Below are 21453 nucleotides of genomic sequence, written 5' to 3'. Positions count from 1 at the left end.
CCGACGGCCGCCGCCTCACCGCCTCACAGCCCGTAGCGCGGCTTGAGGTGCCGCCACCAGTCGCGGAGCATCCACGCGTCGAACTGCGTGATGCGGGGTGAGGAGCCGGCCAGCATCACGAAGCTGTTCTGCCCCGTCGGCGTCCAGTCATAGAAGTCGTCCAGGCCGAACGTGTGCCCGATCTCGTGCTGGAGGATCGTCACGTCCGGGCTGCCCAGGGCACCGACGAAGTACTCGCTGCCCATGCGCTGGCCCCAGTCGCCGCCGGCGCCGCCGCCCATGCCCTTGGTCAGCCACAGCGACTGGTCGTAGTGCCGTTCCGCGCCGCCGGGGTAGACGCCGTCCTGGTGGAAGAACCGGCCGCGGCTCTCGGCGCACTGCGGCGCGTTCTCGCGGATGTCGTTGACGTAGATGTCGACGCTGTTGTCGGTCCACTGCAGCAGGCTGCGGTCACGCACCGCCCAGCCGACCACGGTGATCTTCACCTGGTCGTAGGGCCAGCCGTTCCAGCGCTGGCCGTTCTCACGCAGCGTGTCGAACCACTTGGCGTACTGCTCGGCGTACTTCGCGTGGATCTGGTCGCGCAAGGCGGCGCTGACCGGCTGGTCGGAGTCCCAGCGCACGCAGATGTTCAGGTAGCCCCCGTTGGCCATGACCTGGTCCCAGCCGTAGTTCTTGAAGGCGTAGAGGTTGCCGTTGTTGTAGGTCTGCTCCTGATGGGCCCAGACCTGGTCCAGGGCCTGGGACATGCTGGCCGGCGGCGACCAGGGGGCGGAGGTCGGCGTCGGGGTGGGCGTCGTCGTGGGAGTGGTGGTGGGCGACGTGCTCGGGCTCGGCGTCGGGGAAGGCGTCGGGGACGGCGTGGGCGTCGGCGTCGGCGAGGCCGACGGGGTCGGCGTGCGCGTCGGGGTGGCGCTGGGCCCGGCGGTCGTGGGTGTCGCGCTGGGCGTCGTCGTGCCGGGGGCGACGCCGTTCACCGTGCAGGCGACCCCGTTGAGGCGCACGTCGGCGGGCGTCGACACCGCGCCGGTATGGGTGGCGTTCCAGCCGATCGTGGCGGAGCCCCCGGCCTCGATGACGCGCGCCCAGGACGGCTGCGTCACCGTCACCTGCGCGCCGCTGGAGGTGAAGTCGCCGAGCCACCCCTGGGTGAGCCGCTCGCCCGAGGCGAACCGCCACGTCAGGGTCCAGCCGTCCAGGCGGTCACCCGTGTTGCGGATGACGGTGGAGCTGGTGTGCCCGGTGTTCCACTGCGCGGTGGTCGAGAAGTCGACGGCGCACCGCACGGCCGCGGACGCGAGCGTGGCGCCGGCCACCCCCGCCCCCACGAGCGTCACGGACGCGGCGACGAGCATTGCGGTGACCCTGCCGCGGCGCAGTCGGCGTGCCTGGCGGGCTTGCCGCACACGGCGGCGGATCTGCGAGCGGGAGGCGCGGGGCGGGGTGCTCGTGTCCATCGGGGGCTCCTGTCCGGCGTGGCCGAGCGCCTGTGCTCGGTGGACGTCGCCGGTGGGGCAGTGGGGCGGTGGGGCAGTCGGTCAGGCAAGGGCTTTCCCAGCGGCTCGCCGAAAGTAACAGGAGGATCACGGCCGCTGGTGGAGTGTGAGGCGATTCTCATCGAGCCCGCGCAGTCAGCCCTCGAGGACGACGCCCTCGAGCACTTCGTCGATCTCGGTGACCCGGTATCCCTCGGCAGCGCTGCCGGTGAGCGCCATCTCCAGGGTCACGTCGGGCTGGATGTTCTCACCGGTCCACGTGCAGACGAGCCCTGTCAGCACCGTCCCGCTGCCCTCCGCGCAACCGTTGAACGTCATCACAGGCTCAGCCATGACGGTCGGCAGCCCGTCGGTCACCCCCTCGGCGCCGTGCGCGCGCTCCAACGCCTCGTCATCGGTGATCCACGCCTGGTACACACATGCGGCCGCGTGCTCGGGGGCAACCGGGTCCGCCGGCTGCATCGGGCACTCGACGGCCTGGCCGGGCGAGGGTGAGGGCTCCTCGGTGGGCCCGGTGCCGGCGGCCGGCCCCGACGCGCACGCGGCCGAGCACAGCACGACGACAGCACAGGACTGGGTGGCGACACGGCGGCGGATCGCGCTCATGCGCCGCAAGATAGCGGTGGCGGACGCGCGGGTCGAGAGTGCGCGTCCGAGGGGGACGGCAGGCACGACGAAGGCCCGGTCCCCGAGGGGGCCGGGCCTTGCCTGTGGTGCCCGCGAAAGGACTCGAACCTTCGACCTTCTGCTCCGGAGGCAGACGCTCTATCCACTGAGCTACGCGGGCGTGCGCAAGTTGCTGGCGCAGGTCCCGAGACTACCAGCAACCACGGCCTCGACCGCCAGCCGGCTCCGTCAGGAGACGTCGATGAGGCGTGAGAGGTAGGTGTCGACCTCGGTCATGGCCGCGACGTCGTCGCCGGCGGTGATGGCCGCGACGAGGTCGTCGTGGCCGGGGTCGTCGTCGACCGGGCGCTCGAAGTTGAAGCGGATGTTCTCGGTGATCGCGTCGAGCAGGCTCTCGTAGAGCGAGAGCAGCACGGGGTTGTGCGCGGCGCGCGCGATCGCGAGGTGCAGGGCCAGGTCGGAGGCCACCATCGCGTCCAAGTCGCCCAGCGAGTAGGCGGTGGCCCGCTGGTCGCGGAGCTGCTCGAGCGCCGCGACGTCGGCGGTGGTGCGGCGGCGGGCGGCGAGCCGGGCGGCCTCCACCTCGAGGCTGCGCCGGACCTCGACCACGTCGCGCTGGTGCGCGTCGGCGATCTGACGGCCCATCGTCACGGCGAGCTCGGACGTGGACAGCACATACGTGCCGGAGCCCTGGCGTCGGGCGAGGAGCCCAGCGTGCACGAGCGACTGCACCGCCTCGCGCACGGTGTTGCGGCCCACGCCCAGCAGTTCGGCGAGGGCCGGCTCGGGCGGGATACGGGTGCCGACGGGCCACCGTCCCGAGGTGATGCGCTCGCGGATCCCATCGACAGCGGTGTCGATCAGTCCAGTGCGTCGCCGCATGTGTGGAGTCCTCCCTCATCGTCGCCCTGACCGGGGCGACCGCTGTGCGGACGTCGTTGTCGGCACGTGGTCGGAGCAGTCAACACCGCCGACGCCGTCGGCCGCCAGACCAACGTCCCATGTCTGCGCAGGCCCGGCCACGTGAGGCGCGGCACACAGGGGCGCAAAGGCGGCATCGCGTGCGGCGGATATCTGTGCGGGGCACCAGGCAGGCCTCGCTACCCTGGTGTCGTGACCCCTGCTGAGCTCTCTGCTGCCCTCCGTGACGCCCTCGTGGCGGCGGTCGCCGACGGCGCCTTCGCCCTCGACCCCGCCGACATCCCCACCACCGTGCACGTGGAGCGACCCCGGCAGCGCGAGCACGGCGACTGGGCGACGAACGTCGCGATGCAGCTCGGCAAGAAGGCGGGCACGAACCCGCGCGCGTTCGCGGAGGAGCTGGCCACCCGCCTCAAGGCCGCGCCCGGCGTCGCGAAGGTCGACGTCGCGGGCCCCGGCTTCCTCAACATCACCCTCGACACCGCTGCTGCGGGCGAGCTCGCGCGCGGCATCGTCGACGCGGGACCGGCCTACGGGCGCTCCGAGGCGCTCGCGGGCGAGAAGATCAACCTCGAGTTCGTCTCCGCGAACCCGACGGGCCCCATCCACATCGGCGGGGTGCGCTGGGCGGCCGTGGGCGACAGCCTGGCCCGGGTGTTGCAGGCCGCGGGCGCGGACGTGACCCGCGAGTACTACTTCAACGACCACGGGTCGCAGATCGACCGCTTCGCGCAGTCGCTGCTGGCCCGCGCGCTCGGCCGGCCCGCCCCGGAGGACGGCTACGGCGGCCAGTACATCGGCGACATCGCCGACGCCGTCATCGCGCAGGCGATCGCCGCCGGCGACCCGGACCCGCGCACGCTGCCCGAGCCCGAGGCGCAGGAGGTCTTCCGCAGCCGCGGCGTCGAGCTCATGTTCGGCGAGATCAAGGCCAAGCTGCATGACTTCCGCGTCGACTTCGACGTGTACTTCCACGAGGACTCGCTGCACGAGTCCGGCGCCGTGGAGCGTGCCGTCGAGCGGCTGCGCGAGCTCGGCCACATCTTCGAGGCCGATGGCGCGCTGTGGCTGCGGACCACGGACTTCGGTGACGACAAGGACCGCGTCATCATCAAGTCCGATGGCGAGGGCGCCTACATCTCCGGCGACCTCGCGTACTACCTGGACAAGCGCGAGCGCGGCTTCGACCGGGCGATCATCATGCTCGGCGCGGACCACCACGGGTACATCGGCCGCATGATGGCCATGGTCGCGGCCTTCGGGGACACCCCGTGGGTCAACCTGGAGATCCTGATCGGCCAGATGGTCAACCTGATGCGCAACGGCGAGCCGGTGCGGATGTCCAAGCGCGCGGGCACGATCGTCACCATCGACGACCTGGTGGACGCGGTGGGCGTCGACGCGGCCCGGTACTCGCTGGCCCGCTCGGCCGCCAACTCCAGCCTGGACATCGACCTGGACCTGCTGGTCACCGCCTCGAACGACAACCCCGTCTACTACGTGCAGTACGCGCACGCCCGCACGGTCAACGTGGCGCGCAACGCCGCCGACTCCGGCGTCCGGCGCGAGGACGGCTTCGACGCCGCGCTGCTCGACCACCCGTCGGAGACGGTGTTGCTGGGCTCGCTCGCGGAGTTCCCGCGCATCATCGCCCAGGCGGCCGAGCTGCGTGAGCCGCACCGCGTGGCCCGCTACCTCGAGGAGCTCGCGGGCAGCTACCACAAGTGGTACGACCAGCGCCGCGTCATGCCCTTCGGTGACGAGGAGGTCACGGACGTGCACCGCACGCGGCTGTGGCTCAACGACGCGACGCGCCAGGTCCTCGCCAACGGCCTGGACCTGCTGGGTGTCAGCGCTCCGGAGCGGATGTGAGCACGCCTGCTGCGGCGGCTGCCGGGACCGCCCTGGGCCAGCCCTGGTCCAGCGGCGCCACGCGCACGCCCGACGGCGCGCTCAGCGTGGCGGGTCTCGACCTGCGCGCCCTCGCCGCGGAGCACGGCACCCCCGCCTACGTGCTCGACGAGGCGGACTTCCGCTCCCGGGCGCGCGGCTACCGCGAGGCCTTCGAGCACGCGTTCGCCGCGATCGGCACGGGTGTCGACGTGTATTACGCCGGCAAGGCGTTCCTGTCCGTGGCGGTGGCCCGCTGGGCGCATGAGGAGGGCCTGCGGGTCGACACCGCCACCGGCGGCGAGCTCGCGGTGGCCCTCCGCGCCGGGATCCCCGGCGCGGACATCGGGCTGCACGGCAACAGCAAGTCCGACGCGGAGATCGACCGCGCCCTGGAGGCGGGGGTCGGGCGGATCATCATCGACTCCCTCGGCGAGGTGGAGCGCATCGCCGCGGCGGTGCGCTCCCGGGGCGGCGAGCCGGCGCCCGTGATGGTGCGGGTGACCACCGGCGTGCACGCGGGCGGCCACGAGTACATCTCCACGGCGCGTGAGGACCAGAAGTTCGGCCTGTCGATGGCCGCGGCCCATGACGGCGCGGCGAGCCCCGCGCTCACCGCGTTGCGCCTGGTGCTCGACCACCCCGAGCTGCGCCTGCTGGGCATCCACTCGCACATCGGCTCGCAGATCCTCGACCCGTCGGGCTTCGAGGTCGCCGCGCACAAGGTCATGGGCCTGCGCGCGGAGCTCGCCGCGCAGACCGGCGTCCTGGTGCCCGAGGTGGACCTGGGTGGCGGCTTCGGCATCGCCTACCTTCCGCAGGACGTGCCGCTCGACCCCGTGCGGGTCGCGAAGGACCTCGCCTCCGCCGTCCAGGGCGCCTGCGGCGAGCACGGCACCCCGCTGCCGCGGATCTCGATCGAGCCGGGCCGCGCGATCGTCGGCGCCAGCACGCTCACGCTGTACACGGTCGGCACCGTCAAGGACGTGACGGTCGGCGACGGGCCCGAGCCGTTCACGCGGCGCTACGTGTCCGTGGACGGCGGGATGAGCGACAACCTGCGGCCTGCGCTGTACGGCGCGCAGTACCACGCCGAGCTCGCGTCGCGCATGGGCGACGAGGCCCCGGTGCTCGCGCGCGTGGTGGGCAAGCACTGCGAGAGCGGCGACATCGTGGTGCACGAGGTGCGCCTGCCGGGCGACGTCCGCACCGGGGACCTGCTGGCCGTGCCCGCCACGGGCGCCTACGGGCGGTCCATGGCGTCGAACTACAACCACGTGCCGCGCCCGCCCGTCATCGCGGTGCGCGACGGCGCGGCGCGGGTGATCGTGCGGCGCGAGACCGAGGCGGACCTGCTCGCGCTCGACCTGGGCTGACGCGCTCGACGGCCGCCGCGCCCAGTACCCGGACCCGCGTCCGGGTGCCGGGGGCGGCGCACTACCCTGAGGTCGCCGAGCGACGACCTCGCTCGCTTCCGACCCCTCCGGTCCTGGACCGGCCCCCGAAGGAGGCGCCTGACCGTGGCAGTGCCCCAGCAGCCCCAACCTGATTCCGTCGCGTCGACGTCGACGTCGACGTCCACCGAGACGGGCCGGGCGCTGCGCGTGGCCGTGCTCGGCTGCGGTGTCGTCGGCACCGAGGTCGTCCGGCTCCTCACCACGCAGTCGAGCGACCTCGCGGCCCGGGTGGGCGCCCCGCTCGAGCTGGTGGGCATCGCGGTGCGCGACACGTCCGTCGAGCGCGACGCCGTGGTGGACCGCGCGCTGCTCACGGACGACGCCGAGGGGCTCGTCGAGCGGGCCGACGTGGTCGTCGAGGTCATGGGCGGCATCGAGCCCGCCCGGACGCTGCTGCTGCGCGCCATCGAGCACGGCGCCGCCGTCGTCACGGCCAACAAGGCGCTGCTCGCCCAGGACGGCCCCACGCTGTACGCGGCCGCCGACGCCGCCGGTGTGGACCTGTACTTCGAGGCCGCCGTCGCGGGCGCCATCCCGATCGTCCGCCCCGTCCGCGAGTCCCTGGTGGGCGACCGGGTGCAGCGCGTGCTCGGCATCGTCAACGGCACCACGAACTACGTGCTGGACAAGATGTCCACCGAGGGCCTCGACCCGGACGCCGCCGTCAAGGAGGCGCAGGCGCTGGGCTACGCGGAGGCCGACCCGACGGCCGACGTCGAGGGATATGACGCCGCCGCGAAGGCCGCGATCTTGGCGTCCCTTGCCTTCCACACCCGCGTCTCGATTGACGACGTCGACCGCGAGGGCATCAGCGGCATCACAGCCGACGACGTGGTCTGGGCCGAGCGCACGGGCTACGCGATCAAGCTGCTGGCCATCGCCGAGCGCAGCGACGAGGGCGTCCAGGTGCGGGTGCATCCCGCGCTGGTGCCGCTGACCCACCCGCTGGCCGGTGTGCGGGGCGCCTACAACGCGGTGTTCGTCGAGGCCGAGGCCGCCGGCGAGCTCATGTTCTACGGCCGTGGCGCCGGTGGCGCCCCCACCGCGTCGGCGGTGCTCGGCGACGTCGTCTCGGTGGCCCGCCACCGGGTCCTCGGCGGCAAGGGCCCCGTGGAGTCGTCATACGCGGCGCTCGCGGTGCTGCCCGCCTCGGCGGCCCGCACCCGGTACCAGGTCCGCATCGACGTGGACGACCGGCCGGGCGTGCTGGCCACCGTCGCGGCGGTCTTCGCCACCCATGGCGTCTCGATCGAGGCGATGCGCCAGGCGCCCGCCCCGCTCGGCCCCGACGGCGTCGGGTTCGCCCGCCTGATCCTCACGACGCACCAGGCGTCGGAGGAGGCGCTCGCCGCCACTGTGGCGGCGGTCGCCGGCCTCGACGCGGTGCGCCGCGTCATCTCCGTGCTGCGAGTCGAAGGAGCCTGAGCCCGATGGCACACCAGTGGCGAGGGATCATCGCCGAGTACGCCGACCGCCTGCCCGCCCACCTCAAGGAGCGGGTGGTGACCCTGGGGGAGGGCGGCACGCCGCTCGTCGCCGCGCCGGCCCTCTCGGAGCGCACGGGCGCCGAGGTGTTCGTCAAGGTCGAGGGCATGAACCCCACGGGCTCCTTCAAGGACCGCGGGATGACCACGGCGATCTCGTCGGCCGCGGGCCGCGGCGCCAAGGCCGTGGTGTGCGCCTCGACGGGCAACACGTCCGCCTCGGCCGCCGCATACGCCACGGCGGCGGGCATGCTCTGCGTGGTGCTGGTGCCGGACGGCAAGATCGCGATGGGCAAGCTCAGCCAGGCCATCGCGCACGGCGCCAAGCTGCTGCAGGTCGACGGCAACTTCGACGACTGCCTGGTGGCGGCCCGCAAGCTCGCCGAGGTCTACCCGGTGGAGCTCGTGAACTCCGTCAACCCGGACCGTATCGAGGGCCAGAAGACCGGGGCCTTCGAGATCGTCGACGCGCTCGGCGACGCCCCGGACATCCACGCGCTGCCGGTGGGCAACGCGGGCAACATCACCGCGTACTGGAAGGGCTTCCGCGAGTACGCTGGCCTGGACGCGGGCAGCGACCTGCCCGCCGTCGCGACGCGCACCCCCGCGATGTGGGGCTTCCAGGCGGCGGGCTCCGCGCCGATCGTCGCGGGCCACCCGATCACGCATCCCGAGACCATCGCGACGGCCATCCGGATCGGCAACCCGGCCTCGTGGCAGCAGGCCGAGCAGGCCCGGGACGCCTCGGGCGGGCTCATCGAGGCCGTCACCGACGAGCAGATCCTCGCGGCGCACCGCATTCTGTCGAGCGAGGTCGGCGTCTTCGTCGAGCCCGCCTCGGCGGCGGGTGTGGCCGGCATCCTCATGCTCGCGGAGCAGGGCCGGGTGCCGGCTGGCGCGCGCATCGTGGTGACGGTGACCGGCCACGGCCTCAAGGACCCGCAGTGGGCCCTGCGCAACGCCGACGGCTCCGACGTGACGCCGCAGCGGGTGACGGCCGACGTCATGTCGATCGCCGACGCGCTCGAGCTCGGCTGAGCAGCCCATGATCCTCGGCCACGACCAGGCGCGGGTGCGCGTCCCGGCGACCAGCGCGAACCTGGGCCCCGGCTTCGACTCGCTCGGCCTGGCCCTCGCGCTGCACGACGACCTCGAGGTGCGGGTCCAGCCCGCCGGGGTGCGGGTGCAGGTGACCGGGGAGGGCGCCGGCGAGGTGCCCGACGGCGAGAGCCACCTGGTGCTGCGCGCGCTGCGGATGGCACTCGACCACGTGGGCGCCGAGCAGCCCGGGCTGGCGCTGACCTGCGTGAACCGCATCCCGCACGGCCGGGGCCTCGGCTCCTCCGCGGCGGCTGCCGTGGGCGGGCTGCTGCTCGCGCGCGCCCTGCTGGCCGACCCCGCGGCACTGGACGACGACACCGTGCTGGCCCTGGCCACCCGGCTCGAGGGCCACCCGGACAACGCGGCGCCCGCGTTGCTGGGCGACGCGACGATCGCCTGGATCGAGGACGCCCACGGCTCCCGCCAGGCCCACGCGGCGTCCTACCCGGTGCACCCCGACATCGTCCCCGTCGTCCTGGTGCCCGAGGCGCGGCTCTCCACGCAGCACGCGCGCAGCGTCCTGCCCGCTGTGGTGGCCCACCGCGACGCGGCGTTCCAGGCCGGCCGCGCGGCCCTGCTCGTGGAGGCGCTGAGCCGCCGCCCCGACCTGCTGCTGCCCGCCACCGAGGACCGCCTGCACCAGGAGCACCGCCGCGAGGTCATGCCGGAGTCCCTCGCGCTGGTCGACGAGTTGCGTGCGCTCGGCGTGGCCGCAGTCGTGTCGGGCGCGGGCCCGACGGTGCTGGCGCTGACCCGTCGAGCGGGCGGGGGCACCGACGCCGACGAGGCGCTCGCCGGGGTGGCCGCCGCGCGCACCGACTCCTGGCGGATGCTCCGACCGGGTGTGGACTCCGGCGGCGCGCAGACGCGATCGGGCGCCTGACAACGGCGCCCGTTCAGCCCTTCGGGTGAACGGTGTTTGTGCGGTCTTCGGGATTCGGCGCGGTGTTACGATGATCGAGTTCCCTGGCCTCGTGCCTTCACGCCATGGCCACGCCACGCGCGTTCAGCCGCACAGTTCTGTTGAGAACTGACGAGTCGGGAACGATCCAGCCCACGTGCTCAGACGTCGTCGTACGCACGTGCTGCATCTCCACACCGATCCGGCTGCAACGGCCGGGCGTAGGCCGCGCCAGAGGCGCCGCCACCGACGAGGGGGAAGGGTCCTTCGTGACTGACACCATCGAGGCCGCCGTGAGCAAGAACTCCGACGGACCCAGCACCACTGGCGCGATCTCCGCACTGCGCCTGCCCCAGCTCCAGGCGCTCGCCGCCGAGCTCGGGGTCACCGGCACGTCGAAGATGCGCAAGAGCGATCTCGTCGAGGCCATCAAGGCCAAGCGCGGTGGCTCCGCGCCGAAGTCCGCGGCGCGCCGCGCCGAGCCCGTCGAGTCGCCCCAGACCCCGGCCGTGCCCGAGATCCGCGTGGACGTCGAGCAGGCGCGCGCCCCGCGCACCACGTCGTCCGCCGACGCCCCCGCACGCCGCCCCGACATCGCCGCCGAGCTGCAGGCCGTCGAGCGCACACTCGACCAGCGCATCGCCGCCGGCGAGACCCGCGACGACCGTGCCGCGCGCGCCGCCGACGCGGTGGGCTCCGTGACCGGAGAGCGCCGCTCGCGGCGCTCGGGCCGAGGCGCCGGCGCCCCGCGCGTCGAGGCCGGCGAGGCAGCGGTCGACGCCGCCCCGCGCCAGGACGCAGCCGAGCAGGCCGAGGCCGGCCACCAGCGCGGCGCCGAGCGCGCGGAGCAGGCCGGGCAGCACCGCGAGGGCGGCCAGGGCCAGCGCCAGCAGCGTGAGGGCCAGCAGCGTGAGGGCCAGCAGCGTGAGGGCCAGCAGCGTGATGGGCAGTCGCGTGACGGCCAGTCGCGTGACAGCCAGCAGGGCCAGCAGCGCGATGCCCAGCAGGCGCAGAACGGCCAGCAGCGCGAGCACGGCTCGCAGGATGACGACGAGCGCGGCGGCCGTCGTCGCCGCTCGCGTGACCGTTACCGCGACCGCGACCGCAACAAGGGCCGCACGCGTGGCGGCCGTGGCCCCGGCGGCGACCTCGCCGGCTACGAAGAGGTCGAGGTCAGCGCGGACGACGTGCTGCTGCCCGTCGCGGGCATCCTCGACATCCTCGACAGCTACGCATTCGTGCGCACCAGCGGCTACCTGCCGGGCGCCAACGACGTGTACGTGTCGCTCGGCCAGGTCAAGAAGGCCGGCCTGCGCCGCGGCGACGCGATCACCGGCGCCGTCCGCCAGCCTCGCGAGGGCGACCCGCAGCCGCAGGGCAACAGCGCGCGCTCGAAGTTCAACGCGCTGGTCCGCCTGGACACGGTCAACGGCATGTCGCCCGAGGAGGCGCGCCAGCGCCCCGACTTCTCGAAGCTCACGCCGCTCTACCCGCAGGAGCGCCTGCGCCTGGAGCACGACCCGAGCCAGGTCACCCCGCGCGTGATCGACATCGTCGCGCCGATCGGCAAGGGCCAGCGTGGCCTCATCGTGTCGCCGCCGAAGGCCGGCAAGACGATCATCATGCAGCAGATCGCCAACGCCATCACGACCAACAACCCTGAGGTCCACCTCATGGTGGTGCTCGTGGACGAGCGGCCTGAAGAGGTCACCGACATGGAGCGGACGGTCAAGGGCGAGGTCATCGCCTCGACGTTCGACCGCCCCGCCTCCGACCACACGATCGTCGCCGAGCTCGCGATCGAGCGCGCCAAGCGCCTGGTCGAGCTGGGCCAGGACGTCGTCGTGCTGCTCGACTCGCTGACCCGCCTGTCGCGGGCCTACAACCTCGCGGCCCCGGCCTCGGGGCGCATCCTCTCGGGTGGTGTCGACGCCTCGGCGCTGTACCCGCCCAAGCGGTTCTTCGGCGCGGCGCGCAACATCGAGCACGGCGGATCGCTCACGATCCTCGCCTCGGCGCTCGTGGAGACTGGGTCCAAGATGGACGAGGTCATCTTCGAGGAGTTCAAGGGCACCGGGAACATGGAGCTTCGGCTCACCCGCTCGCTCGCGGACAAGCGCATCTTCCCGGCGGTGGACGTCAACGCCTCGGGCACGCGCCGCGAGGAGATCCTCATGTCGCCGGACGAGCTCAAGATCGTCTGGAAGCTCCGCCGCGTGATGGGCGCCCTCGACCAGCAGCAGGCCATCGAGCTGCTGCTCGGCAAGTTGCGCGAGACCAAGTCGAACGTCGAGTTCCTGCTCCAGGTGCAGAAGACGACGCCCGGCATGGGCGGCCCGAACGACACGTGAGCCGTCGAGCGTGCCCCGTCGTGCGCGGCGGGGCACGCTCCGGCCCAGGTCAGCCGGAAGATTTCGGGGCCTGGCGCAGTTCTGGCAGAATGACCCCTCGGTCTGCGGTTCACGGGGGCGCACATGCGCTTGCCGACCCGGAGGCATCCCAGTCAAGGAGAATCCCTGTGAAGTCTGACATCCACCCCGCATACGTGGTCACAGAGGTGACCTGCACGTGCGGCAACTCGTTCACGACGCGCTCGACCGAGCCCTCCGGCCAGATCCGCGCCGACGTGTGCAGCGCCTGCCACCCGTTCTACACGGGCAAGCAGAAGATCCTCGACACCGGCGGCCGCGTCGCCCGCTTCGAGGCGCGCTACGGCAAGAAGGCCAACTAGTCCTCCTGCGCCGGTGGGACGGTTCTCGTCACGACGAGTCCTGTCCCACCGGCGTTGTCGTGCCTGCCGACCGGTGGGCGCGAGGGCACGGACGAGAGGAGACCGGCGATGACGGAGCAGTTCGGGGCCGCTGAGACCCTTCTCGAGGAGCACGCGCAGATCGAACGGCAGATGGCCGACCCGGATGTGCATGCCGACGCCGGGCGGGCGCGGACGCTGGGCCGCAGGTACGCCGAGCTCGGCCAGGTCGTGGCCGCGTACCGCACCTGGCGCGCCGCCGCCGACGACCTCGCGGACGCCACCGAGCTCGCGGAGACCGACGACGCGTTCGCCGCTGAGCTGCCCGAGCTGCAGGCCGCGGCCGACGCCGCCGCCGAGCGCCTGCGCCGGGTGCTCATCCCGCGTGACCCGGACGACGCGCGCGATGTGATCCTCGAGATCAAGGCGGGGGAGGGCGGCGAGGAGTCCGCGCTGTTCGCCGGCGACCTGCTGCGCATGTACCTCCGCTACGCGGAGCGGCGCGGCTGGCGCACCGAGATCCTCGAGAGCACCGAGTCCGACCTGGGCGGGTACAAGGACGTGCAGGTCGCCGTGAAGGCGCGCGGGGTCACCGACCCCGCCCAGGGCGTCTGGGCGAGCCTGAAATACGAGGGCGGGGTGCACCGCGTGCAGCGGGTGCCCGTGACCGAGTCGCAGGGGCGCATCCACACCTCGGCCGCCGGCGTGTTGGTGCTGCCTGAGGCGGAGGACGCCGGCGAGGTCGAGATCGACGCCCATGACCTGCGCATCGACGTGTTCCGCTCGTCGGGCCCGGGTGGGCAGTCCGTCAACACCACCGACTCCGCGGTGCGGATCACGCACGTGCCCACCGGCATCGTCGTCTCGATGCAGAACGAGAAGTCGCAGCTGCAGAACCGCGAGCAGGCGATGCGGGTGCTGCGGGCCCGGCTGCTCGCCGCGCAGCAGGAGGAGGCCGCCGCCGCGGCCAGCGAGGCGCGCCGCTCGCAGGTGCGCACCGTCGACCGCTCCGAGCGGATCCGCACGTACAACTACCCCGAGAACCGCATCGCCGACCACCGCACCGGGTACAAGGCCTACAACCTCGACGCGGTGCTCGACGGCGACTTGGAGCCGGTGGTCCGCTCGGCTATCGAGGCCGACGAGGCGGCGCAGCTCGAAGCCGCGGGGCACTGAGCATGGAGCCGCTGCCGGACGCGCTGCCCGACCTGTTGCCCGACGCGTTGCGCGTGGCCGAGAAGTCGCTGGCCGCCGCGGGGGTGCCGAGCCCCCGGGCCGACGCCGAGCTGCTGGCCGCGCACCTGCTCGGCCTGGAGGCCGGCCGGGCGATGAGCCGCGGCGAGGTGCAGTCGGCGGCGATCCTCGGCCGCGCCACCCCGGCGGGGCTCTCGGAGCTCATCGCACGCCGGGCCGCGCGCGAGCCGCTGCAGCACCTGGTGGGCACGGCGGCGTTCCGCGGGCTCGAGCTCGCCGTCGGCCCCGGGGTGTTCGTGCCGCGTCCCGAGACCGAGCCGGTCGCCGAGCATGCGGTCGCCGAGGCGCTGGCCCTGCTGGCGGGAGGCGGCGCAGCCCGGGTCGTCGACCTGTGCACGGGGTCCGGCGCCATCGCGCTGGCCGTGGCCCATGAGGCGCCCGGCGCCGAGGTGCACGCCGTGGAGCTCGACGCCGCAGCGCACGCCTGGGCGGCCCGCAACGTGGCGGCCGTCGCGCCCGGGGTCCGGCTGCTGCGCGGCGACGCCCGCACCGCGCTGCGCGAGCTCGACGGGACTGTCGACGTGGTCGTGTCGAACCCGCCGTATGTGCCGCCGGGCGCTGTGCCGGTGGATCCCGAGGTCGCCGAGCACGATCCGGCCGTGGCGCTGTACGGGTTGGGCGCCGACGGCCTGGAGGTGCCGCGCGGGATCACCGCGGCTGCCGTGCGCCTGCTGCGTCCGGGCGGGCTGCTCGTCATGGAGCACGCCGAGGTGCAGGACACCGCCGCGCGCGCCATGGTCGCCGCGACCGGAGCCTTCGACGGCATCCGGACCGACGTGGACCTCACGGGCCGCGCGCGCATGGTGGTGGCCCGCCGCCGGGTCGACGGTGCTGCGGGGTCCGTCGGCATGGGAGACTCGCAGCCGTGAGTCTGATCCGCATCAAGGACGCGACCGACCCCAGCACATGGGGACCTGCCATCGACGAGGCAGTGCACACCATCTCGCGTGGCGAGCTCATCGTGATGCCCACCGACACCGTCTACGGCGTGGGCGCCGACGCGTTCACCCCCGAGGCCGTGCAGGCGCTGCTCGACGCCAAGGGCCGTGGGCGGCAGGCGCCGCCACCCGTGCTCATCCCCGATGTGCGCACCCTCGACGGCCTCGCCATCGACATTCCCGACGGGGCCCGGGATCTGGCCGAGGCGTTCTGGCCCGGTGGCCTGACCCTGATCCTGCGGGCGCAGCCGTCGCTGGCCTGGGACCTGGGCGAGACGCACGGCACCGTCGCGCTGCGCGTGCCCGACCACCCCGTCGCCCTGGCGGTGCTGCGGCGCACGGGGCCGCTCGCCGTCTCCAGCGCCAACCTGACCGGCCGCCCGGCCGCCGTCACCGTCGAGGACGCGTACAAGCAGCTCGGCGCCGTGGTGCCGGTCTTCCTCGACGGCGGGCAGGCGCCGGGGCAGGTGGCCTCGACGATCATCGACGCGACAGGCCCGACGCTGCGGATCGTGCGCGCGGGCGCGCTGAGCCTCGCGCAGCTGCGCGAGGTGGCCGCCGTCGAGGACCCGTCCGAGGCGACGCCCGACGACGCAGCCCCGAACAGTGCGGCCCCCGACACTGTGGCCCCCGACGCCGCGGCCCCCGAAGCCGCCGACTCCGCGGAGGGTGAGCGCGAGAGGTGAGGGCCTACCTCCTGGTGCTGATCGTCGCGGCGGCGGTGACGTACCTCATGACGCCGCTCGCCCGATGGTGCGCGCTGCGCTGGGGGGCCATCACTGCGGTCCGCGACCGCGATGTCCACGCGATCCCGACCCCGCGTCTGGGCGGCCTGGCCATGCTCATCGGGCTGGTGGTGGCGTTCATGATGGCCAGCCGCCTGCCGTTCCTCTCCGACGTGTACGCCGACCCGGCGCCGTTGCTCGGCATCGTCGGCGGGGCGGCGCTCGTGTGCCTGCTCGGGGTCGCTGACGACATCTGGGACCTCGACTGGCTCACCAAGCTGATGGGCCAGATCCTCGCGGGCGGCATCGTCGCCTGGAGCGGCGTCCAGCTCTACCAGCTGCCGATCGCCGGGGTGATGGTCTACTCCGGGCGCACCACATTCCTGCTGTCGGTGCTGACCGTCGTGGTCGCGATGAACGCGGTGAACTTCGTGGACGGCCTCGACGGGCTCGCGGCCGGCGTCATCGCCATCGGCGGCACGGCGTTCTTCCTCTACTCGTACCTGTTGACCGTCACGGCCGGCTCGATGGACTACTCGAGCCTGGCGACGCTGGTGATGGCGGTGCTGGTCGGCATCTGCCTGGGGTTCCTGCCGCACAACGTGTACCCCGCGCGGATCTTCATGGGGGACTCGGGCTCGATGCTGCTCGGCCTCGTCTTCGCGGCCGCCGCCATCCGGGTCACCGGCCAGATCGACCCGTCAGTGGTGTCCACCCGGCAGTTCTTCCCCGCGTTCCTGCCCATCCTGCTGCCTGTCGCGGTGCTGATGCTCCCGCTGCTCGACATGGGCCTGGCCATCATCCGCCGGGTCGGCAAGGGCAACTCGCCGTTCCACCCGGACCGCATGCACCTGCACCACCGGCTGTTGGGCATCGGCCACTCGCACCGCCGCGCGGTGGGCATCATGTACATCTGGACGGCCGTCTTCGCGTTCGGCGGCGCCGCCCTGGTGGTCGTGTCCACGACCATGGCCCTGTGGGCGCTCGGCATCGGCGTCGTCGTCGCCGTCCTGCTCACCCTCGGCCCCCTGCGCGGCAAGCGTGCCGCGCCCGTCAGCTCGGGAGACCACGCGTGACCACCACACCCCAGTCCCAGCCCCTCACACCGCGGAGCGAGCGCACCGCGGCGGATGACGTGTTCCGCGCCGCGCTGCGCGGCATGCTCGTCCTGCTCGCCCTCGTCACGGTGCTGGGCGTCGGCATCGGCGCGCTCGTCGCCGGCACGCCCGGCGTGTGGGGCGCGCTGATCGGGGTCGCCCTGGTGCTCGTCTTCTCCGGCACCACCGTCCTGTCGATGCTGCGCACATCCGGGTCCAGCCCGGCGACCATGGCCGCCGTGGTGATGGGCGCATGGCTCGGCAAGATCGTCGTGGTGATCGTCGTCCTGGCGATCCTGCGGGACATGGACTTCTACAGCCGGGGCGTCCTGGCCATCGTCGTGGCGGTCGGCGTGATCGGCTCCGCGCTGCTCGACTACCGCGCCGTGGCCAACGGGCGAGTGCCCTACGTGGAGCCCGTCTCGCAGCAAGACGGACGTTCAGACAACAGTCAGGCATAGGTTAGGCTTCAATCATCCATGACGGCCTGGTGCCGACGGCGTGCCCGCATCGACGCGGTTGGCCGGCACCGTCGAGCACCGGGAGAGCGCCCTGTCCAACGTAGCGACGATTCTCCGCCTCGCCTCGGCTGAGGGCGACAGCGGTTTCCACGCGCCCTCGATCGTGGACTTCTTCCCCGCCCCGATCTTCTTCGAGGGCACGATCTTCGAGTTCAACCGCCTGCAGCTGGTGCGCGTCGTGGCGGCGCTGGCGCTCATCATCATCTTCGTGGTCGCGGCCCGTCGCGCGAAGGTCGTCCCGGGGCGATTCCAGAACGCCATCGAGTTCATCCTGAACTTCGTGAAGGTCAACGTCGCCGAGGACATCCTCGGCAAGGAGAAGGCGCCGAAGTACACGGCGCTTCTCACGACGATCTTCTGCGCGATCCTCGCGTTCAACCTCACGGGCGTGATCCCCGGGCTGAACATCGCCGGGACGTCGCTGATCGGCCTGCCGATCGTGCTCGCGCTGTGGGTGTACGTCATGTACCTCGGCGCCGGCGTCAAGGCGCACGGCGTGGGCGGCTTCCTCAAGAACAGCCTCTTCCCACCCGGGGTGCCCCCTTTCTTGTACGTGCTGCTGACGCCCGTCGAATTCCTGACGGTGTTCGTCCTGCGGCCCGCGACGCTGGCCATCCGACTCATGGCCAACATGGTCGCCGGGCACTTGATGCTCGTGCTCTGCTTCTCGGCCACGCAGTACTTCCTCTTCGAGGCCGCTCCCGGGATGAAGGCGTTCGGCGCCCTCACCCTCGTGGGAGGGTTTGCCATCACGCTGTTCGAGCTCTTCGTCGCAGCGCTGCAGGCCTACATCTTCGTCATCCTCGCGGCTGTGTACATCAGCCTGTCGATCGAGGACGAGCACTGATCTCTCGCTGACCCGCCGGGGATCCGGGCGATCCCCACCACTGAATGAGCGCTCGGCCATCTGGCCGGGCGCCCAACGGAAGGAACGAGCAACCGTGGCACTTGCGGAAACCACCACCGTCCTCGCCGAGCTGCAGGGCAACATCGCGACCGTCGGCTACGGCCTCGCGGTGCTCGGCCCGGGCATCGGCCTCGGCATCCTCATCGGCAAGACCGTCGAGGGCATCGCGCGCCAGCCCGAGGTCGCCGGCCAGCTGCGCACCACCATGTTCATCGGCATCGGCTTCGTCGAGGTCCTCGGTCTGCTCGGCCTCATCACCGGGTTCCTGTTCTGATGTCTGTCGCGGCACTGTCCGCGGCTGTCCTGACGGCCGCGGAGACGACGGGGGAGCCGGAGGGCATCGAGCTCCTGCTGCCTGCCCCCTACGACATCCTGTGGTCGACGGTCGTCCTGGTTGTCCTCGCGCTCGCGTTCTACAAGTACGTGCTGCCGAAGTTCAACGCGGTGCTCGACGAGCGCACGGCCTTGATCGAGGGCGGGATCGCGCAGGCGGAGACCGCGCAGGCTGAGGCCGACGCGGTGCTCGCTGAGTACAAGCAGCAGCTGCAGGACGCCCGCGCCGAGGCGGCACGCATCCGCGAGGAGGCGCGCGCCGAGGGCGGACAGATCGTGGCCGAGCTCCGTGCGAAGGGGAACGACGAGGCAGCCCGCCTGGTCGAGACCGCGCATAAGCAGATCGAGGCGGAGCGCCAGCAGGCGTCCGTGTCGCTGCGGGCCGACGTCGGCTCGCTCGCGACGCAGCTCGCGTCGAAGATCGTCGGCGAGTCGCTCGAGGACGAGGCGCGCCGGTCGCGCGTCGTCGACCGCTTCCTCGACGACCTCGAGGCCAGCACCACGGCGAACGCCGGTAAGGGGAACTGATGCGCGGGACGAGTCAGGTGTCGCTGGACGCCGCGGAGGCCCGGTTCGAGCCGGTGCTGCGCGCCGCTGGCGCCCAGGCGTCGACGTTGGGCGAGCAGCTGTTCGCCCTGGTGGACGCGCTGGACTCATCCGGCTCGCTCCGGCGGACGTTGGCCGACCCGTCGATTGACGGCGACGCCAAGGCCCGGCTGGCCGGTCAGCTCCTCGCTGACGCGGACCCGCGCACGGTCGAGGCCGTCAGCGGCCTCGTCCGCTCGCGCTGGTCCGCCGACGCCGACCTGGCCGAGGCGGTCGAGCACCTCGCGTTCCACGCGGTGCTCGCCTCGGCGCAGGCCTCTCCCGGCGGCCTGGAGCGCGTCGAGGAGGAGCTGTTCACACTCGGCAAGGCGCTCGCCGGGCAGCGGGAGCTGCGCCGGGCGCTCTTCGAGGAGAAGATCGGCGCCGCTGGACGCGGCGCCGTGGTCGACGAGCTGCTCGGCGGCCAGGGCGCCCCGGCGACCGAGATCCTGGCGCGGCGCGCCGCGACAGCCCCCCGGGGCCGGCGCTACGTGGCCACGCTGAACCACCTCTCCGACCTCATCGCCGACCGCCGCAACCGCCAGGTCGCCACGGTCACCACGGCGGCGGGGCTCAGCGACGCCCAGCGCGCGCGGCTGACCCAGATCCTTGAGCAGGCCTACGGGCATGCGATGCAGCTCAACGTGATCGAGGACCCGAACGTCATCGGCGGGCTGCGGGTCCAGGTGGGTCCCGAGGTCGTCGACGCGACGGTCCTGTCCCGGCTTGCCGATGCCCGACGACGACTTGCCAGCTGACGCCCGCGTCCGTCCGACGCGCCGTCCCGAGAACGTGTTCGACCGCACGCAACGTGCAGTCATGACAGGAGAAGAGCAATGGCTGAGCTGACGATCCGGCCGGAGGACATCCGGTCCGCTCTGGACAGCTTCGTGAAGTCCTACGAGCCGAGCGGCGCGGTGACCGAAGAGGTCGGGCGCGTCACGCTGGCAGGCGACGGCATCGCGCAGGTCTCGGGTCTGCCCGGCGCGATGGCCAACGAGCTGCTCCGCTTCGAGGACGGCACGCTCGGCCTGGCGCTCAGCCTCGACGTCCGCGAGATCGGCGTCGTCGTGCTCGGCGAGTTCACCGGCATCGAGGAGGGCCAGGAGGTCCGCCGCACCGGCGAGGTGCTCTCGGTGGCGGTCGGCGATGGCTACCTCGGCCGCGTGGTCGACCCGCTCGGCCAGCCCATCGACGGCCTGGGCGAGCTCGCGACGGAGGGACGCCGCGCACTGGAGCTGCAGGCCCCCGGCGTCATGGACCGCAAGAGCGTGCACGAGCCGCTGCAGACCGGCCTCAAGGCCATCGACGCGATGATCCCGATCGGCCGCGGCCAGCGCCAGCTCATCATCGGCGACCGCCAGACCGGCAAGACGGCCATCGCGGTCGACACGATCATCAACCAGAAGGCCAACTGGGAGACGGGCGACCCGACCAAGCAGGTCCGCTGCATCTACGTCGCCATCGGCCAGAAGGGCTCGACGATCGCCGCTGTGCGCAGCGCGCTCGAGGAGTCCGGCGCGCTCGAGTACACGACGATCGTCGCGGCCCCCGCGTCCGACCCGGCCGGCTTCAAGTACCTGGCCCCCTACACCGGCTCGGCCATCGGCCAGCACTGGATGTACGGCGGCAAGCACGTCCTCATCGTCTTCGACGACCTGTCGAAGCAGGCCGAGGCCTACCGTGCCGTGTCGCTGCTGCTGCGGCGCCCGCCGGGCCGCGAGGCGTACCCCGGTGACGTCTTCTACCTGCACTCCCGTCTGCTCGAGCGTTGTGCCAAGCTCTCGGACGAGCTGGGCGGCGGCTCGATGACGGGCCTGCCGATCATCGAGACGAAGGCCAACGACGTCTCGGCCTACATCCCGACGAACGTCATCTCGATCACCGACGGCCAGATCTTCCTCCAGTCGGACCTCTTCAACGCGGACCAGCGCCCCGCCGTCGACGTCGGCATCTCGGTGTCCCGCGTCGGTGGCGCCGCACAGGTCAAGGCGATGAAGAAGGTCTCCGGCACGCTGAAGATCGACCTCGCGCAGTTCCGCTCGCTCGAGGCCTTCGCGATGTTCGCCTCCGACCTGGACGCGGCCTCCCGTGGCCAGCTCACCCGTGGCGCGCGCCTCATGGAGCTGCTCAAGCAGGGCCAGTACAGCCCGTACCCGGTCGAGGACCAGGTCGCGTCGATCTGGGCCGGCACCAAGGGCAAGCTCGACGACGTGCCGATCGACGACGTGCGCCGCTTCGAGGCCGAGCTGCTCGAGAGCCTGCGTCGCAACACGAGCGTGCTGAGCACGATCGCCGCGACCGGCAAGCTCGACGACGACGTGGAGAAGGAGCTCGCCACGGCGATCGACGACTTCCGCGCCGGCTTCCTCAAGGGTGACGGCACCCCGCTCATCGGGGGCGAGGCCGCTGACGAGGCCGCGCCCGTCGAGCAGGAGCAGATCGTCCGACAGAAGAAGGGCTGAGA

The 21453-nt window shown here is 72.4% G+C and carries 20 protein-coding genes and 1 tRNA gene; 17 read left to right on the top strand and 4 right to left on the bottom strand.

What is annotated here, in order from left to right:
- Positions 1 to 23: 23 nt before the first annotated feature.
- The 4 genes from BN3788_RS08705 to BN3788_RS08690 all read right to left on the bottom strand — a co-directional run bounded on the left by BN3788_RS08705 (position 24) and on the right by BN3788_RS08690 (position 3005).
- A complete protein-coding gene (locus BN3788_RS08705) occupies positions 24 to 1457 on the bottom strand; it encodes a cellulose binding domain-containing protein (RefSeq protein WP_199824760.1) in 1434 nt (477 codons plus the stop codon).
- A 174-nt stretch (positions 1458 to 1631) separates the two neighbouring features.
- Complete coding sequence (locus tag BN3788_RS08700) at positions 1632 to 2102, bottom strand: hypothetical protein (protein WP_066584617.1); 471 nt, start codon at positions 2100 to 2102, stop codon at positions 1632 to 1634.
- Positions 2103 to 2207: 105 nt separating this feature from the next.
- Positions 2208 to 2283 (bottom strand) — tRNA-Arg (locus tag BN3788_RS08695).
- Positions 2284 to 2351: 68 nt separating this feature from the next.
- Complete coding sequence (locus tag BN3788_RS08690) at positions 2352 to 3005, bottom strand: FadR/GntR family transcriptional regulator (protein ID WP_066584615.1); 654 nt, start codon at positions 3003 to 3005, stop codon at positions 2352 to 2354.
- A gap of 231 nt (positions 3006 to 3236) precedes the next feature.
- Here BN3788_RS08690 and argS point away from each other — a divergent pair, with 231 nt between their 5' ends.
- The 17 genes from argS to atpA all read left to right on the top strand — a co-directional run bounded on the left by argS (position 3237) and on the right by atpA (position 21451).
- The gene (gene argS, locus BN3788_RS08685) at positions 3237 to 4916 is read left to right on the top strand and encodes an arginine--tRNA ligase (protein WP_066584613.1); all 1680 of its coding nucleotides are present in this window, start codon (positions 3237 to 3239) and stop codon (positions 4914 to 4916) included.
- Entirely contained in the window at positions 4913 to 6310 is a 1398-nt protein-coding gene (gene lysA, locus BN3788_RS08680) for a diaminopimelate decarboxylase (protein ID WP_066584610.1), read from the top strand. The genes argS and lysA overlap by 4 nt, the downstream gene beginning before the upstream one ends.
- Before the next feature lie 222 nt (positions 6311 to 6532).
- Entirely contained in the window at positions 6533 to 7816 is a 1284-nt protein-coding gene (locus BN3788_RS08675) for a homoserine dehydrogenase (RefSeq protein ID WP_066586909.1), read from the top strand.
- A gap of 5 nt (positions 7817 to 7821) precedes the next feature.
- The gene (gene thrC / locus BN3788_RS08670) at positions 7822 to 8913 is read left to right on the top strand and encodes a threonine synthase (RefSeq protein WP_066584607.1); all 1092 of its coding nucleotides are present in this window, start codon (positions 7822 to 7824) and stop codon (positions 8911 to 8913) included.
- Positions 8914 to 8920: 7 nt separating this feature from the next.
- Positions 8921 to 9859 carry a homoserine kinase gene (gene thrB, locus BN3788_RS08665; RefSeq protein WP_066584604.1) on the top strand — a complete coding sequence of 313 codons (939 nt, stop codon included), beginning with the start codon at positions 8921 to 8923 and terminating at the stop codon, positions 9857 to 9859.
- A gap of 287 nt (positions 9860 to 10146) precedes the next feature.
- Complete coding sequence (gene rho / locus BN3788_RS08660; RefSeq protein ID WP_066584602.1) at positions 10147 to 12228, top strand: transcription termination factor Rho; 2082 nt, start codon at positions 10147 to 10149, stop codon at positions 12226 to 12228.
- Positions 12229 to 12395: 167 nt separating this feature from the next.
- Entirely contained in the window at positions 12396 to 12608 is a 213-nt protein-coding gene (rpmE, locus tag BN3788_RS08655) for a 50S ribosomal protein L31 (RefSeq protein WP_066584595.1), read from the top strand.
- A 108-nt stretch (positions 12609 to 12716) separates the two neighbouring features.
- A complete protein-coding gene (gene prfA, locus BN3788_RS08650) occupies positions 12717 to 13802 on the top strand; it encodes a peptide chain release factor 1 (RefSeq protein WP_066584593.1) in 1086 nt (361 codons plus the stop codon).
- A gap of 2 nt (positions 13803 to 13804) precedes the next feature.
- Positions 13805 to 14749 carry a peptide chain release factor N(5)-glutamine methyltransferase gene (gene prmC / locus BN3788_RS08645; RefSeq protein WP_066584584.1) on the top strand — a complete coding sequence of 315 codons (945 nt, stop codon included), beginning with the start codon at positions 13805 to 13807 and terminating at the stop codon, positions 14747 to 14749.
- Positions 14746 to 15504, top strand: a complete 759-nt coding sequence (locus tag BN3788_RS08640) for an L-threonylcarbamoyladenylate synthase (RefSeq protein ID WP_066584581.1) — start codon at positions 14746 to 14748, stop codon at positions 15502 to 15504. The genes prmC and BN3788_RS08640 overlap by 4 nt, the downstream gene beginning before the upstream one ends.
- Positions 15501 to 16619, top strand: coding sequence for an MraY family glycosyltransferase (locus BN3788_RS08635; RefSeq protein ID WP_066584578.1), 1119 nt, complete (start codon positions 15501 to 15503; stop codon positions 16617 to 16619). Before BN3788_RS08640 ends, BN3788_RS08635 begins: the two co-directional genes overlap by 4 nt.
- Positions 16616 to 17101 (top strand): hypothetical protein, encoded by a 486-nt coding sequence (locus BN3788_RS08630; protein ID WP_066584575.1) that lies wholly within the window; start codon positions 16616 to 16618, stop codon positions 17099 to 17101. Before BN3788_RS08635 ends, BN3788_RS08630 begins: the two co-directional genes overlap by 4 nt.
- Before the next feature lie 91 nt (positions 17102 to 17192).
- The gene (gene atpB / locus BN3788_RS08625; protein ID WP_066586906.1) at positions 17193 to 18008 is read left to right on the top strand and encodes a F0F1 ATP synthase subunit A; all 816 of its coding nucleotides are present in this window, start codon (positions 17193 to 17195) and stop codon (positions 18006 to 18008) included.
- A 94-nt stretch (positions 18009 to 18102) separates the two neighbouring features.
- Positions 18103 to 18342 (top strand): ATP synthase F0 subunit C, encoded by a 240-nt coding sequence (gene atpE, locus BN3788_RS08620; RefSeq protein WP_066584573.1) that lies wholly within the window; start codon positions 18103 to 18105, stop codon positions 18340 to 18342.
- A complete protein-coding gene (locus BN3788_RS08615) occupies positions 18342 to 18929 on the top strand; it encodes a F0F1 ATP synthase subunit B (RefSeq protein ID WP_066584570.1) in 588 nt (195 codons plus the stop codon). The genes atpE and BN3788_RS08615 overlap by 1 nt, the downstream gene beginning before the upstream one ends.
- Positions 18929 to 19744, top strand: a complete 816-nt coding sequence (locus BN3788_RS08610) for a F0F1 ATP synthase subunit delta (protein ID WP_066584568.1) — start codon at positions 18929 to 18931, stop codon at positions 19742 to 19744. The genes BN3788_RS08615 and BN3788_RS08610 overlap by 1 nt, the downstream gene beginning before the upstream one ends.
- 78 nt (positions 19745 to 19822) lie before the next feature.
- A complete protein-coding gene (atpA, locus tag BN3788_RS08605) occupies positions 19823 to 21451 on the top strand; it encodes a F0F1 ATP synthase subunit alpha (RefSeq protein ID WP_066584566.1) in 1629 nt (542 codons plus the stop codon).
- Positions 21452 to 21453: the final 2 nt, after the last annotated feature.

It is taken from the genome of Cellulomonas timonensis (genome assembly GCF_900046455.1).
GTDB classification, from domain to species: Bacteria; Actinomycetota; Actinomycetes; order Actinomycetales; family Cellulomonadaceae; genus Cellulomonas_A; species Cellulomonas_A timonensis.
Note: the sequence above shows the minus strand (reverse complement) of the source record. Positions and strands in the feature narration are given on the sequence as shown.

Excerpts from the sequence above, each read along its gene's own strand:
- BN3788_RS08705 (WP_199824760.1), bottom strand. The coding sequence starts at position 1,457 with ATGGACACGAGCACCCCGCCCCGCGCCTCCCGCTCGCAGATCCGCCGC.
- BN3788_RS08700 (WP_066584617.1), bottom strand. The coding sequence starts at position 2,102 with ATGAGCGCGATCCGCCGCCGTGTCGCCACCCAGTCCTGTGCTGTCGTC.
- BN3788_RS08690 (WP_066584615.1), bottom strand. The coding sequence starts at position 3,005 with ATGCGGCGACGCACTGGACTGATCGACACCGCTGTCGATGGGATCCGC.
- thrC (WP_066584607.1), top strand. The coding sequence starts at position 7,822 with ATGGCACACCAGTGGCGAGGGATCATCGCCGAGTACGCCGACCGCCTG.
- thrB (WP_066584604.1), top strand. The coding sequence starts at position 8,921 with ATGATCCTCGGCCACGACCAGGCGCGGGTGCGCGTCCCGGCGACCAGC.
- prfA (WP_066584593.1), top strand. The coding sequence starts at position 12,717 with ATGACGGAGCAGTTCGGGGCCGCTGAGACCCTTCTCGAGGAGCACGCG.
- prmC (WP_066584584.1), top strand. The coding sequence starts at position 13,805 with ATGGAGCCGCTGCCGGACGCGCTGCCCGACCTGTTGCCCGACGCGTTG.
- BN3788_RS08615 (WP_066584570.1), top strand. The coding sequence starts at position 18,342 with ATGTCTGTCGCGGCACTGTCCGCGGCTGTCCTGACGGCCGCGGAGACG.
- BN3788_RS08610 (WP_066584568.1), top strand. The coding sequence starts at position 18,929 with ATGCGCGGGACGAGTCAGGTGTCGCTGGACGCCGCGGAGGCCCGGTTC.
- atpA (WP_066584566.1), top strand. The coding sequence starts at position 19,823 with ATGGCTGAGCTGACGATCCGGCCGGAGGACATCCGGTCCGCTCTGGAC.